The 15,560-nt window shown below is 46.2% G+C and carries 12 protein-coding genes; 8 read left to right on the forward strand and 4 right to left on the reverse strand.

The genetic code is table 11. The features are described 5' to 3' along the window. Positions 1–143: 143 nt before the first annotated feature. The 3 genes from H8K32_RS14750 (at position 144) to H8K32_RS20610 (ending at position 2,996) form a co-directional block, all read left to right on the forward strand. A complete protein-coding gene (locus H8K32_RS14750) occupies positions 144–347 on the forward strand; it encodes a hypothetical protein (RefSeq protein WP_186913307.1) in 204 nt (67 codons plus the stop codon). A 78-nt stretch (positions 348–425) separates the two neighbouring features. Further along, complete coding sequence (locus H8K32_RS14755; protein ID WP_186913308.1) at positions 426–992, forward strand: lipid-binding SYLF domain-containing protein; 567 nt, start codon at positions 426–428, stop codon at positions 990–992. 351 nt (positions 993–1,343) lie between these two features. Continuing rightward, a complete protein-coding gene (locus tag H8K32_RS20610; protein ID WP_186913309.1) occupies positions 1,344–2,996 on the forward strand; it encodes a methyl-accepting chemotaxis protein in 1,653 nt (550 codons plus the stop codon). A 135-nt stretch (positions 2,997–3,131) separates the two neighbouring features. Here H8K32_RS20610 and H8K32_RS14765 read toward each other — a convergent pair whose 3' ends face one another. Further along, a complete protein-coding gene (locus H8K32_RS14765; RefSeq protein ID WP_186913310.1) occupies positions 3,132–3,638 on the reverse strand; it encodes a DUF1269 domain-containing protein in 507 nt (168 codons plus the stop codon). 225 nt (positions 3,639–3,863) lie between these two features. Between H8K32_RS14765 and H8K32_RS14770 the strand changes: the two genes are divergently transcribed. From H8K32_RS14770 to H8K32_RS14790, 5 genes are all read left to right on the forward strand, one after another. Continuing rightward, entirely contained in the window at positions 3,864–5,198 is a 1,335-nt protein-coding gene (locus H8K32_RS14770; RefSeq protein WP_222613127.1) for an MFS transporter, read from the forward strand. 35 nt (positions 5,199–5,233) lie between these two features. Next, a complete protein-coding gene (locus H8K32_RS14775; RefSeq protein ID WP_186913311.1) occupies positions 5,234–6,880 on the forward strand; it encodes an NAD(P)-binding protein in 1,647 nt (548 codons plus the stop codon). Between the two features lie 59 nt (positions 6,881–6,939). Next, positions 6,940–10,530 carry a pyruvate:ferredoxin (flavodoxin) oxidoreductase gene (nifJ, locus tag H8K32_RS14780; protein WP_222613128.1) on the forward strand — a complete coding sequence of 1,197 codons (3,591 nt, stop codon included), beginning with the start codon at positions 6,940–6,942 and terminating at the stop codon, positions 10,528–10,530. Between the two features lie 65 nt (positions 10,531–10,595). Then, on the forward strand, positions 10,596–10,811 hold the full coding sequence (locus tag H8K32_RS14785; protein ID WP_186913312.1) for a glycine zipper 2TM domain-containing protein: 216 nt from the start codon (positions 10,596–10,598) through the stop codon (positions 10,809–10,811). A gap of 281 nt (positions 10,812–11,092) precedes the next feature. After that, positions 11,093–12,142, forward strand: coding sequence for an OmpA family protein (locus tag H8K32_RS14790; RefSeq protein ID WP_186913313.1), 1,050 nt, complete (start codon positions 11,093–11,095; stop codon positions 12,140–12,142). Positions 12,143–12,234: 92 nt separating this feature from the next. On the opposite strand, the gene H8K32_RS14795 is transcribed toward H8K32_RS14790, so the two are convergent. The 3 genes from H8K32_RS14795 to H8K32_RS14805 all read right to left on the reverse strand — a co-directional run bounded on the left by H8K32_RS14795 (position 12,235) and on the right by H8K32_RS14805 (position 15,120). After that, positions 12,235–13,209, reverse strand: coding sequence for a DUF2950 domain-containing protein (locus H8K32_RS14795; RefSeq protein ID WP_186913314.1), 975 nt, complete (start codon positions 13,207–13,209; stop codon positions 12,235–12,237). Between the two features lie 25 nt (positions 13,210–13,234). Further along, entirely contained in the window at positions 13,235–14,434 is a 1,200-nt protein-coding gene (locus tag H8K32_RS14800) for a DUF3300 domain-containing protein (protein ID WP_186913315.1), read from the reverse strand. Between the two features lie 86 nt (positions 14,435–14,520). Further along, positions 14,521–15,120, reverse strand: a complete 600-nt coding sequence (locus H8K32_RS14805; RefSeq protein WP_186913316.1) for a sterol desaturase family protein — start codon at positions 15,118–15,120, stop codon at positions 14,521–14,523. Positions 15,121–15,560: the final 440 nt, after the last annotated feature.

Raw genomic sequence — 15,560 nt, forward strand, 5'->3', positions numbered from 1 at the left:
CCGTCTAAAAAGCAACACGGTAACGCATTGAGAATATGTTCGATAACGCACCGAAATGAAACAGATAGTCCACTACGCTATGAGTGTGCCAAAACGCTGATCGGCATACAAATTTTCTTACTAACCAAACTGGAGAAATAAAAATGACAACAAATAGCGAAGCAGTAAGCTTACACGAACAAGCAGCTAACGATCATACTGAAGCAGCCTCACATCATCTGGATGCAGCATCACACCTTGCGAAAAACAAAGTGGAAGAGGCAAAAGTATGCGCTGATCACGCAATGAAATCCTGTGACAAAGCCGCAAAAAATACAGCAACAGCCTGTAAATCTACTGCTAAATAAAGAATTCAAGTGTCTTTACTTTGAGGAGTAAAGACACTTCAACCTCTATATATTGGCTACAACAAGGAAAATAACATCATGAACAAACAACTACGTTCTATTTATCAAACCGCCGCCCTTGTGTTCGCCAGCCTGTTTTTCGCCGGTGGGATCAATCAGGCCTACGCTGCAAGCACCGCAGCAGAACTCAATCTTGAGGCAAATGAGTCTTTAAAAGCGCTTTATCACAGCAATCCTACAGCACTTGAATTGTCAAAAAAAGCCCGTTCAATTTTGGTATTTCCTAAGATAGTCAAAGCTGGCCTGGTATTTGGCGGAAGTTTTGGCGAAGGCGTTTTGCTCAAAAGCGGCCAAATGAATGAATACTTCAACTCCGTTTCGGCTTCATGGGGCTGGCAAGCTGGTGCTCAATCATACGGATACGTGATTTTCTTAATGAGCGATCGTGTCGAGCAAAGCATCCGTGAAGCAAAGGGATGGGAAGTAGGCGTTGGACCCACTGTTGTTGTAATGAATGAAGGTGCTGCAAAAAATTTCTCTACTTCGAGTCTCAAAGATGACGCTTACGCCTTTATCTTTGATCAGCAAGGCTTAATGGTCAGCATCAGTGTCGAAGGTACGAAAATTTCCAGAATTAAAAGATAAGGTATTACTTGTTTCAATGAGCAAGATTCACTAGGATTTATGCAAAATTATTCTAATTTGACATGACCACGACGACAATAGAAAAACAAAGTTTTTTGATATGCTACTTTTTCAGGTTTTATTGTTATCAGGGATAAATTTGTGTAAGTCCTATTAAACTCGCTGTTTATTTCACGCCTCAGGTGAACTTGAATGAATTAGGGCATACTCCAGTCCGCAGCTGCCTTAAGAATTATCATTCAACACAATCCGCAACGAGACGTACGAGTAATTTTCCTCTGCTTACTTGCTTGCATCCGATTTTGAACGAAAGCAATTCGTTCACAGCATACTCATTTCCAAGGTCTTAATATGAATTCCAATATCGCAAATGGTCTGACCATCAGAGGCAGACTCTGGCTTGGGTTTGGTGTCATTTTGGCCTTACTGTGCGTCGTTACGACGATCGGTGTTGGCGAAGTAAATTCAATTGCCCGAGGGCTGATTACTATTGGTGACTTCAATAGTGTAAAGCAGCGTTATGCCATCAATTTTCGCGGCAGCGTTCATGACCGCGCAATTGCCTTACGCGATGTCGTATTAGTGCCTACTGATACTGAACTACAGGTGGTTACAGAACGGATCACGAGTCTCGCAGCTGATTATAATAAGTCTGCCGGCCCGCTGGATACGCTATTTACAGGTTCAAAAAAAATTAGCGATGATGAAAAGCAAATACTGAGCAGTATAAAAGAAACTGAAGCACGCACCCTTCCATTGATCAACCAGGTAATCTCGCTGCGTAAGTCGGGTGATTTTGACCAAGCAAAACTATTGCTGCTCAACGAAGCTAAACCTGCATTTGTAGAATGGCTGGCGCGGATAAATAAACTGATCGACTACGAAGAAAATTTAAATCGTGTTGAATCAGCTTCGGCCAGAAAAACTGCGAATGGTTTTCAGACCTTAATGCTAATAATGTGTCTCGGTGCAATCGTCTTTGGTGCTATTGTCGCTACATTTATTGCCAGAACAATTACCAGGGCAATGGGCGGCGAACCTCGTGATGCCAGTTCTATTGCACAAAATATCGCCGCTGGTGATTTGGCGGCAGAAATTCATATCGCCAGCAATGATCATAGCAGTGTACTGGCTGCCATGAGTGAAATGCGTGAGAGTCTGGTCAGGATAGTGAGCGAAGTGCGAAGTACTACGAATGCAATCTATGACGGTTCCTCTGAGATCGCCTCAGGCAATCAGGACTTATCAATCCGTACAGAACAACAAGCCTTAGTTTTAGAAAAAACTGCGACCTCAATGACGGAGCTAACCTCGACTGTCAAACAGAATGCTGAGAACGCTAAACAGGCAAATGTGTTAGCGCTTTCTGCATCGGATGTGGCTGTCAAAGGCGGTGCCGTCGTAGCGCGAGTGGTCCATACGATGGAGTCCATCAACAACTCAGCTAAAAAGATCGTCGATATTATCGGCGTTATTGATGGCATCGCATTTCAAACAAATATCCTCGCCTTAAATGCCGCTGTGGAAGCAGCACGTGCTGGCGATCAAGGTCGCGGCTTTGCCGTGGTGGCTACCGAGGTACGTAATCTTGCACAAAGAAGCGCGGCGGCTGCCAAAGAAATTAAGATCCTGATTGGTGATTCTGTGGAAAAAGTCGAGATGGGAAGCAAACTGGTGACAGAGGCTGGTAGCACCATGGAAGAGATTGTCGGGAGCGTCAAAAAGGTAACCGATATTATGGGTGAAATAATGTTAGCCAGCGAGGAACAGAGTACCGGTATTGACGAAGTGCACAGAGCAATTAATGAAATGGACGAGGTAACTCAACAGAATGCGGCGATGGTCGAAGAGGCTGCAAGCGCTGCATCGCATTTGCAAACATTGGCGACAGCCCTATCAGCCCACGTCTCCATTTTTCAATTAAGTGAGGCCACACAACAACCTGTACAAAAACTTATCCGCAGAACACCGGTAAGCAAGAAAGTTATATTGAAACTAAAATAAATATAACGACCTCCTATGAAATAGCTGAAATTGCGCTGTATTTTGAGCAAAACAATGCATTCATCCCGATATTTTCTGACTGCCGCAAACACGTTTGACGGTGTAGCGGCAGTCAAACTAAATAGTCTTATTTTGTCACTGGAGATCAACCACAGCCCGGGAATTGCTCAGTTCATTTTTTGCGCGCAATACATCTTCTGCATCGCCGTGAACGATCAATACAAATTTATCCGCTTTGACTGCTGTATCGTATTTGATCAATTCATCCTTAGATGCTCCAATCATTGATAATGCGCCACCAACTGCGGATATGCCGCCAATCACGACTGCCCCCTCTAATGCAGCAACAATGGTGGTAACAATGGGGCCAGCCATCGCTACTACCCCAAGACCTGGCAAAACAAATACTGCCGGTGCTACTAACAAGCCCCAGATTCCGCCCCAGAATGCACCAATACCGCCCCAGGATTTAATTCGGTCGCCGGTACTGTAAAAGCCAATCGGATGTTCCTCACTGTGATACCCCTTACCGATTAAGGACAGTTTCTTGACATCAAATCCTGATTTCCCCAAGGCTCTTATCGCGTCTTCGGCATCACTGTGCGTATTAAATACGTAAATTGCAGAATGTTCGCTTTGCATATAAAACCTTTCAAGTAGATTTGAACGTCACAAATTCGTGTTCTGTCCGGAAAGAACATTTTGCTCAACAGCTATCTTTTCATCTGTGCGACAACCCACGTTAGAAAAAGGATTCAGAGTACAGACATTTTTTAGACATCAAGTTCGGTGGCGTACAGATGACACACACCTATCCAAATAAAGTTAAGTGATTCGGGCTACACCCTTTTGCTTACAGGAGTTCTGATGTCTACTGACCCCACATTCATTTCTAACGCGACTCCGCAGGTAACAGGTTTGAGCAGCAGCAAAAAAAGTGTATTAATGCAACCAGTTGTCAGCAGTAAAGTACAAATTCAATTTATCGTTGCATGGTTGTTTTGCCTGACTTTTTATTTTGCGCAGTACGCGATGCGTTCGGCGCCCGGTGTGATGTTGCCGGAGCTGACGCAAGCATTTTCTTTGACCGCATTAGGCATCAGCACCTTAATCGGGTTGTACTATTACACGTATTCTCTATTCGCTCTGATCGCAGGCGCTTTTCTGGATCGCTTCGGTGCCAGACTTGTGGTACCTGCCGGGATAGCAATGCTGGCAGCTGGTTCAATTTTATTCGGATGGGGTTCTTCATTATCGGCAGAATTTGGCAGACTGCTGCAAGGGACTGGCGGGGCATTCGCCTTTACTGGTGCAGTGTATCTGGCAACACATGGGTTTCCCGGAAAATATCTGGCAACGGCAATTGGTTTTACTCAATGCGTTGGGATGCTGGGTGGTTCAGCAGGGCAATTCCTGGTCGCGCCTTTGATACACGGCATCATAACGTGGCAACAATTCTGGATCGATGCCGGTATTGCTTGCTTTATCGTCGCTGTCATCATGATGGTACTCACTCCACGTTCTGAGTCTTCACCCGTTTCTGAAAAAACCTCTTTGTGGGCAATGTTTGCGCCCTACAAAATAGTCCTGACGAATCCGCAATCATATTTGTGCGGCTTTAGTGCTGGGCTCTTATTTTTGCCGACAACGATCGGAGACATGATCTGGGGCGTCCCATTCTTACGCGTGGCTTCGCACCTTGAATTTAATGAAGCGGTCAGACAAGTATCCATGGTTCCGTTGGGTTGGGTGATTGGTTGCCCTTTACTCGGCTATCTGACCGATGTGATTGGTCGCAGAAAACCAGTGTTGATCGCTGGCGGCGTATTTATGCTGGCGATCTCTTTGGTGATTCTTTACGCACCACGAGAACTCCTGCCAGCTTATTGGCCAGGGCTGTTACTCGGCTTAGGCTCGGGTGCAGCGATGATTCCGTACACCATGATCAAAGAATTAAATCCGGACAAAGTCAAAGGTAGTGCAACTGGCGCGATCAATTTTCTGGTTTTCACGTTAAGTGCTTTGATGGCTCCAGCTTATGGCTGGCTGTTAAACCATTTATCTGGCGACACACCGATGACTTTGGAAACGTTTCAACAGGCAGGTACCGTTGGCATTGTAGGTATCGTTGCCGCCATCGTCATGGCTTGTTTTATTAAAGAAACCGGTAGTAAGGCGCTGCCGGAACGGCAAGCAAGCTGAACAAAATCAGACAAGTACAGTAAAGGCAATTCAATATGCGCTCTTCGATACTACAAGACCTGACCCCGGAAGTAAATTTGGCAAAATCACTTGGCGTTGGTCCTCGCCGGACACAACATCCAATTTATGTCGATTTGCTGCCACCCTGCAATGAAGCTTGCCCCGCTGGTGAAAATATTCAGGCATGGCTGGCACATGCGCAAGCCGGTCACGATCGACTGGCGTGGGAGGACATCGTCAAAGACAATCCGTTCCCCGCCATACATGGGCGTGCGTGCTACCACCCTTGTGAGAGCAAATGCAATCGCAATGAACTGGATAGCGCCGTCAGTATTCATTCGGTAGAACGCTATCTCGGTGACTTAGCGATAGCACAAAAATGGCACTTACCATTTGATGCGTCACCTACTGGCAAGCGCATCCTGATCATCGGTGCAGGACCAGCTGGCTTGTCCGCAGCCTATCATTTGCATATGCGTGGGCATGAAGTGGAGATTCATGACTCAAACGGATTGCCGGGTGGTATGTTGCAATATGGGATACCAGCTTATCGCTTGCCACGCGATATTGTTGCAGCCGAAATTAATCGATTACAAGAAATCGGTATTCGCATCATTTTAAACCATGCGGTCAGTGATCTTGTCGAAGAACAAAAGGCAGGCAATTTTGATGCTGTGTTTGTTGCGATAGGCGCCGGAATTTCTAAACACATCGATATTCCAACGCGAGATACCAGAAAGGTCATGGATGCGATCACCCTGCTTCACCACTTTGATGAAGAAGAAATTCCACGGATTGGCCGCAAGATGGTGGTTTTAGGTGGTGGCAACACCGCCATTGATGCGGCGCGCACTTTAAAACGCCTTGGAGCAGATGACACCATCATCGTCTATCGACGTGATGCCGCGCATATGAGTGCGCTACCGTTTGAAGTGAAAGAAGCCGTAAGCGAAGGTGTACGCTTCGCCTGGATGCGGGGCGTTGCTGAAGTCTTTGCAGACCACGTAAAGGTCGAAAAAATGCAAACGGATGAACACGGAAATATTATAGGTACCGGCGAATTTGAAGATATTCCGTCAGATGCCTTAGTGCTGGCGATAGGTCAGGATTGTGCGAGTGGTTTTTTAGAAAAAGTACCGCAAATTCAACGCAGTCCTCACGGAAATATTCATATTGATCGTCAATTCATGACGGGAGTGGACGGCATTTTTAGCGGTGGTGATGCCACCGATGGTCAACATAGCGTCACAGCCGCGACTGGCATGGGCAAAAAAGCTGCTGCCTATATGGATGCATGGCTACGTAAAACCAAATACGAGGCATATAAAAAACACCCTGTTGTGAGTTTTGATATGTTGCGCTTGCCCGTCTACAGTCCGGCAGTTTCGTTAGAAGAGAAAGAGCTTCAAGGTTCAGAGCGGCTAGTGAGCTTTGACGAGGTCATCAGCACACTAACACCGTCCGAGGCACTGCATGAAGCAAAACGTTGTTTATCTTGTGGTAATTGCTTTGAGTGTGACAGTTGTTACGCCGCCTGCCCGGAAACCGCAATCTCAAAACACGCAGAGACCCCAACCTACCAGGTCAATCTGAATCTGTGCACTGGTTGCGCCGTGTGCGTTGATCATTGTCCTAGTCATGCGATGGAAATGATGCAGGATCTTGTTCAGTCTGATTGCTAAAACAAGCAACAGACTCAGCTCACACAAAATAACGGGACAAAATTCCGGGAAAGAACATCATGAGCAAATATACGACCATGGATGGCAATACTGCAGTGGCACATATCGCATATAGGGTGAATGAAATTTGCGCTATATTTCCAATTACGCCCTCCTCCACCATGGCAGAACTGGCCGATGAATGGTCAGCCAAAGGTATCACCAATATATGGGGCAACGTACCGGTAGTACAAGAAATGCAAAGTGAAGGTGGCGCCGCTGGTGCGGTTCACGGTGCATTACAGTCAGGGGCATTAACAACCACGTTTACGTCGTCCCAAGGGCTGATGCTGATGCTGCCAAACATGATAAAAATCGCTGGCGAATTGACCTGTGCGGTTTTTCATATTGCTTCGCGTTCATTAGCAACGTCTTCATTGTCGATCTTTGGCGACCATTCGGATGTCATGACCGTCAGAACCACCGGTTTTGCGCTATTGTCTTCCGCTTCAGTACAAGAAGCACATGATCAAGCCTTGATTGCGCAGGCGGTGACCTTAATGTCGCGCGTTCCAGTGCTGCACTTCTTTGATGGTTTTCGCACCTCGCATGAACTCAATACACTCATTTTGTTAAGCAATGAGCAAATACGCGCCATGATCGATGATCGCCTGATTCTGGCACATAGAGCGCGCGCATTAAATCCTGAACATGCATTTATTCGTGGGACAGCACAAAACCCAGATACATTTTTTCAAGCGCGAGAAGCAGTCAATCCCTACTATGCAGATTTGCCAGACATTTGTGAATCAGTCATGGTGCAATTTGCTGCCCTTACCGGTCGCCATTATCATTTATTTGAATACACTGGCGCGGCAGATGCAGAACACGTCATCATTGTAATGGGTTCTGGTGCTGAGACAGTGAAAGCGACCGTCAAGCTGGCGAACCAGAACGGCAGAAAAATTGGTGTCATTCAGGTTCGTTTATTCCGCCCTTTTTCTGCTTCGCATTTCCTTGCCTGTCTCCCGGATAGCGTCAAAGGTATCGCTGTCATAGAGCAATGCAAAGAAGTTGGTGCCAGTGGTGAGCCTTTATATCTTGACGTAATCTCCAGCATTGCCCAAGACTACACGAGCGGCAAACGCGGCACCATGCCAAAAGTCATTGGCGGCAGATATGGTCTGGGTTCAAAAGATTTTTCTCCCGGCATGGCCATGGCGGTCTTTGCTGAGCTACAAAAAGTGGAACCTAAAAACGGATTTACGGTTGGCATTGATGACGATCTCTCACATACTAGCCTTAGCTTTGATGCGCAATTTGCGATTCCTGACAAAAATAGAAGCGCGGTCTTTTATGGCCTGGGAGCAGATGGCACCGTGGGTGCTAATAAAAATACCGTCAAAATACTGGCAGAAAGCGCTGGCTTCTTTGCCCAAGGTTATTTTGTGTACGATTCACACAAATCCGGGGCGCAAACTGTTTCTCATTTACGTTATGGACACGAAGCAATCCATGCCCCCTATCTGATTAGCTCTGCAGAATTTGTCGCCTGCCATCACTTTGATTTTTTATTCCGGCAAGACTTACTAGGTCTGGCAGCAACGGGGGCGACATTTTTATTGAATAGCCCTTTCTCTGCAAGCACGGTGTGGGATCAATTCCCGCGGTCTGTGCAACAGAGCATCATCAATAAACAATTGAAAGTATTTGTCATCGACGCTCAAGCAATTGCAGAAAAAGCGCAGCTAGGTAACCTGACCAATACGATATTACAGACTTGCTTCTTTGCGCTGAGTGAAGTATTACCAGTGGCAACGGCGATAGCGCACATAAAAGCCGCGATTAGCAGTAGCTATGGCGGAAAAAGTGCTGGCACAGTTGAGAAAAATCATGCCGCAGTCGACATGGCAATCGCCAACATGCATGAAGTCAAGATACCAGACAAAGTAAGCAACTCGCTGGAATTGATCGCTGCTGTGCCACCTGGTGCACCTATTTTCATTCAAAAAATGACTGCCAAAATGTTACGCCAGGAAGGCAACAGCATCCCCGTCAGTGTGATGCCGGCCGATGGTAGTTTTCCGTCCGGTACAGCCTCTTTTGAAAAACGTAATATCTCAGATTGGGTCGCCGAATGGGATGCAGAGACCTGTATTCAGTGCGGGCAATGCTCTATCGTCTGCCCTCATAGCGTCATTCGGGCAAAATTTTATAATCAGGATCAACTCTCTGGTGCGCCAGCCAATTTTAAAACAGCTGCTATCAATGCGCGCGGTTATCCGGAAGAGCGCTTTAGTCTGGATGTTTATCTGGAAGACTGCACTGGTTGCGGACTGTGTGTTGAAGCCTGTCCTGTCGTCACACAATCGGACACTACATCAAAGGCCATCAACCTTGTAGAAAAAGCACCAATATTAGAAAATGCCAAAGAACATTTGCGTTTTTTTGAAACGATCCCCATTAACAGTCGTTCCCTGGTCGACTTTGATAACGTACGTGGTGTCCAATTTCTGCAACCCTTATTTGAATTTCCGGGTGCATGTGCCGGTTGCGGCGAAACGCCGTATCTTAAATTATTATCGCAGTTATTCGGAGATCGTGCCCAAATTGCGAATGCAACAGGTTGCTCTTCCATTTATGGCGGCAATTTACCTGTTACCCCTTGGTCTTTGAATGCAAAAGGACAAGGTCCAGCATGGTCAAATTCTCTGTTTGAAGACAATGCCGAATTTGGTTTCGGGTTCAGGCTCGCGGCTGACAAACATTTAGCGATGGCACAAGACATCCTGAAAATGATGACGCAACAAATAGGCGATCAACTTGTCAGCGACATCCTCGCTGCCCGACAAATTGAAGAATCTGAAATTCAACAGCAGAGACTGCGCATCGCGAGTTTAAAAAAGATTCTTCATCGGCTTAATTCTGATCAGGCACGTAATCTATTGTCACTCGTTGATCATCTGGTCAGGCGCAGTATCTGGTTGGTCGGTGGCGATGGCTGGGCGTATGACATCGACTCTGGCGGACTGGATCACGTTTTAGCCAGTGGCAGAAATGTGAATGTTCTGGTGCTCGATACCGAAGTCTATTCCAATACTGGCGGTCAAGCCTCTAAAGCCACGCCTTTAGGTGCAGTTGCAAAATTTGCCGCCGCGGGTAAGCGAGTCGCCAGAAAAGATCTGGCATTGCAAGCCATCGCTTACGGCAACATCTATGTCGCACAAGTGGCAATGGGAAGCAACCCGCAACAATGTATTTTAGCGTTCAGAGAAGCGGAAGCCTATGATGGCCCATCAATCATCCTTGCCTATAGCCACTGCATTGCTCATGGCATTGATATGCGTCATGGCATGCGACAACAACAACTGGCCGTAAAAAGTGGATTCTGGCCACTACTTCGCTTTAATCCTGCGTTGATCAGTGCCGGGGTTAATCCATTTTGTCTTGATTCTTTAGCGCCTGATATTCCGCTGCAAGACTATGCTTATAACGAAATCCGCTTCAGTAGTTTGATCACGGAAAACAAGGCAGAAGCCGCAGCTTTGTTAGAACAAGCGCAGCAAGATGTATTGAAAAAATATCTGGAATATCAAACTTTATCCGAATTAGGTGGGCAACATTTTAGTGGCAAAGCACCTTCACGAACACCATCGTGGTCAGCCACTTGATGCTTAACATCTACGATCACGTCCCTTTTTAGTATTCATTTTTTTATCTTTTCCTGGAGTTCATCATGAAATATCTTCCTACCATTTCTACTAGCGTACTATTGACCATCACAATCATTAGCTTGAGTGCTTGCGCGGGTATGACTACACAACAAAAAAATACCAGCATCGGTGCTGGTGCAGGGGCGGTTGCTGGCGCAGTCCTTACCGGCGGTAGCGGCGTTGGTACCGTTGGCGGTGCCGTTGTCGGTGGTGTGATTGGTAATGAAATTAAGAAATAAATCACGCTTTCCATTACCGCAATTTCATGTGGTTTTTCTACACCATTGTCTGATAGCGTACCGAACAAAAACTAACAAAAAACTAAGCTTAGTCATACATTTATTTTCATCACTACATATCGACAAATTCTTAGCAATCTGTGCGATGAAGAATGTTGTGATGACATACAGGGGGTGCGTTGCACCACCCTGTGTTCATCACTTATTAAAAGCAGGAACTTACCGCAGAAGCAATTCAGCTGGTCTCTTCCTTTTGTCTTTTTATTTCTTCGAAAGCTATTATGCAATCCCGTAAAAAAATAAATATTGCGCTGACTGCGCTCTTTAGCATTGGTGCCGGGGTTTTAACCTCTGGCGCCGTCGCTGAGGACTATAATCCGTCCTGGTATATTGCGCCTAGCTTACACGCCGCTGATATCGATGATGGCTTTGGGCCGGGCTCAACGTCTTACGGTGCCGGTCTCAGAATAGGTAAACCTGTTTCCGACAATATTGATATACAACTTGGCACCACCTTCACACAAAGCAAAAACAGTTATCAACGCTTTTACCAAAACGCGTATAGCATCGATGGTCTGTATTTATTCTCTCGCGAAGCACTACGACCATTTATCGTCATGGGTATCGGTGCTGAACGAGATCGCATGAATTCTTCCAATGGAATCGCTGACCGCTACTCACCAAATGCCAATCTCGGTGTTGGCGTGCAATATGTATTAAGCGATCAATTCAGCTTGCAAGCTGACTGGCGCAAAGTACATGCTTACTTGCGCGGAGCCGATTTTGGCTTCAAACAAGCAAGTAACAGCTTTTTATCGTTCGCATTAGTCTATGCGTTTGATAAGACGCCAAGCCGTCCAGTGCCGCAGGCACCACCAGCACCGCCACCACCCAACGTCACTGCGACGCCGCCAATAGTCACAATACCTGTCCCACCGCCGCCAGCCCGATTTGAAAAAATCAACCTGTCAGCAACAGAACTATTTGGCTTTGATAGCGCTCGTCTGGCTGATAACCAACCAAAACTAGATGGCATTGCTGATGCACTCAACACCAATACCCAAATTGATAACGTCGTCATTACTGGTTATACCGATCGCATCGGAACCCAAAAATACAACCAGAAGCTGTCTGAACAGCGTGCAAATGCGGTGAAGACATATTTAGAGGGCAAAGGCGTTGCTGGCAATAGAATGAGTGCCATCGGTAAAGGTGAAAGCAATCCTATCGTTCAATGTTCTGAAAAATCAAAAGCAAAATTAATCGAATGTCTGGAGCCTAACCGCCGTGTCGAAGTGGATCAAATCATCATCGAAAAACGGGTGCAATAAGCTCGCCTTCCAAGCTTTAATCATTGAATGAAAAAAGCGGCCATTGCTACGATTGGCCGCTCTTTTTTATTCAACTAATTACCCAAAATTTTCTAATCAGACTCTTTAGTCCAGCTCGCATCCGGGTTGTACGTGACGATTTTTGGCATCAACGCCTGTGTTCTCCTACCTAAGTCTTTGCTATAGACCACGCCTTGATGACTGATCATAAAACTTTTGACACCGGTAATTGCATATTTTTCAGGGTACGCAATGAGTGCAAAACCACCTATCATTCTATCTTTTGACAAATAGCTAAAAGCGCCGCCCGGAGCGGAGCTACCTTGCGCAGTGAGGATTTTGAAATAATAGCCGTGATAAGCATGGCCACTATCGGCGGGGATTCGTCGCTGCAAACTTTGATGTGCATCGGCAAATGCCTGTCCCATCGGCGATAAACTCTCATTTTCGCCGGAGACCCAATACAGTCCATCATGTTTACCCGGCGTACTCGCAATTTTTTGTGCATATTCAAGTAGCCCATCACTATTTCGGTCCATCAAAACGTATTCGCGTTGAGCATCCGCATAGGCCAATGAAACTTGTATGGCGGCTATTTCATCGCTACCGATACGACGATTTTTCCATTCGCGAGCACCAGCCACATCATCAAAATGCCATTGAGTACCACTTTTTACTAACGGAAACGGCAATGGCCAATCAAACGCACCAACGATAATGATCGCCCTGTCATTACTCAGCAAATCTAGAGAGTTTTTCTCATCAAAGGCGAGTAAAAATTTCTCATAGGACATTTGATTAAATAACTTGTCGCTGGAGTATTCTTCCGGGATTGCTTTTTCTCCGAGTATCTTTCGTACCCTCACGTGGTCATTCTGCCGTAATGCATCCACTAACTGGGTAACAGCCTCCTCAGGGGTAGCAAAAGTGAGTTGTTTTCTGCTAACTGGAGTGTTATACACAATGATAGCCTGGTCGCCGATGTTTATTGCCGTAGCTTGCACTGACAAAGGCAAATTGATCAATACGAAGACAGATACGGGGACGATGTTGAGTAGAGTTTTCATGGCTTTTTCTCTTTTTCTGATGGCGTTATTTATTTCTTCTGGCTGGCCCAGCATGCGCTGCGGGTCCCAGGCTTTGTTGACCACGAGCTGAATGTGCCTGGTTTTCTTGTCTGGAACCGGATGGCATCATAGGATGGAAAAGCGCACCTGGGTTACCCATATTAGTGCGCTGTAATTGATGCACAGGTTTTGCCTCAGACAAACGTTGAACCTCGATCGGCGCCGCCGCCTGATTCGTCATGTGATGAAAAGACGCCTGAGGCTGCGCTATTTCAGGCCGCCCCCTTATTGGAGCGGCAGCTGGCCCTGCTACGACAGCAGGTGCAATCCTGCCACGAAAATTTTCCCTCATTACACTACTTGGTGTTGAAGATCTTTGTGGCGCAAACTGCTGCCTCACATCATCGGATCTATACGCAACACCTTGCCTATGTTGTGGTTGGTGCCGCCATGGGCTGCCGCCACCCGCTGCGCGCCCGCGCTGGCCTTCAGGATATACCATCATGTGATGGCGATGCCAATCTGGACGTGCATCCAGAAACAGGGAACCAACAATACCTATTCCTATCCCAAACGCCATGCCGTTGATCAATTCATTGTTATAGCCGGGCGAACGATAAACAATGGGCGGTTGCCAGTAAATTGGCGGACTATCCGGCCACCACCAGTTGCCATACACGACGTCGGGATTGTAATAAGGAACATACATTTGATCCGACGTGCCTGGTTCTATGCTGATATAGCCGTTGTCAGCAATAACCTGCTCTTGCTGATCACTGCGCAGATGCCCTGCCTGGCTGGCTTTGCTACGTAGCTCCTGGACTGTGTCCATCACCGCTTGCTGTTGCCCTAAAAAAGCATCACCAAGTTGCTGCATCCACGGCAAATTTTGCTCCATCATTAGCAATACAGAAGGAAACGGCAGCAGGGATCTGATACTCACATCCCACTGCGTTGTACCTGAGGCTTGCGCCAGCTGATCGCCATGCAATTGCGGATTTTTTTGCACAAATGCGGCTGCCTGAGTCACTTCCAGCGGATAAGTTGCGGCCATTAATACCTGACTCAGCAAGGCATCTGGATACAATGCGATCGGTGCCAGTAACTGATCTAATTTTTGCTGCGTCAATATATTTTGCGCAAAGACTGGCACGGAACACATTGCTACAAGAACCACGAAGACAGAAAGAAATCTGCCTCCCACTTGGCATAATTTCGTTTTCATAATGCTCTCCGGTTAAGCGAGGTAATCTGGGCTGAAATAAAGGTAAGAAAATTTTGAGATGAGAGTAACGAAACCAAAAATATGATTCAGTACTTGTTTTCGACTTTTATCTTCTTCGTTCCAGTCGCGAACAAATGATCCCAAAAAGAACTGCTGACGCCATAACAGCAATCAGGATTCACGCAATGATGCAAGGCATGCCATCGCTTCCTGTTTACCAGCCATCCATTGCGTCCCTTCCAATGATGAGTAGCATGATGTGTGACGATGTAAGCCCCATAGCCGACAACCACACCCAGTGTGATAGCGATCGCGTAAAAGGAAGTTGTAAAAAGCCACATTGGCAAAAAAATCAAAACCAAGATGAGCGCTGCACTCACAATTGTCGGCGTGCCGATACTCGATTTAGGTTGTTGATGGTGGCGATGATGCCAGACGCTGAACGGCTTCAAACCATGCAAAATGAAGCGATGAGATAAATACTCTACCGCACTCGAAATGACGACACCTAACGCAACCAAAAAAAGGCTCATTAGCCATTTATTTGAAGGACATATTGCACAAAGCAGCAATGTCAAAAATAGCGTATTAAATCCATAAAATAGAAAATCTATAGCAATATCACGCCGACTTTGTTCTAGCGATAAAAAAGACATATCGACCTTTAAATGAAATAATTTCTTCAATTCCAGTCCGTATTTTGGACTGAGACTAAAGAAATTTCCGTTCGTCAACGCACATTAATATTTGGACGTTCAGCACTAAGTTGTTAAGTGCTGAAGAGCGACAGACGATGATCGTTCGCCAACGTACAGACCTGATAAGCGAGATGACCTAATTTGAATGCAATATCCAACCAGATGCAAATACGGAGAAGCTAAGTGAATAAGATCGGAGAAAATATCAGGGTGGAAAGGTTTACTTTCCTGTCTCAATCAAGGGCTGTCAATAAGAAAACGAATCCGTTTGAGAAGCAACAAAAGGAAGTGCAATACCAATGCAAAAAACTAGAGGGAAGCATTGCCGACGCGATAGGCGCTATGAAAGAGTTGATCAATCATTCTCGACATCAATAAGCCGGCATTGTGGTTTTTTTTAGACCTTTTTTATACAAGCAGCAAATAAA

The sequence above is a fragment of the Cognatundibacterium jejuense genome, assembly GCF_014284255.1.
Classification (GTDB): Bacteria; Pseudomonadota; Gammaproteobacteria; order Burkholderiales; family Burkholderiaceae_D; genus Undibacterium; species Undibacterium jejuense.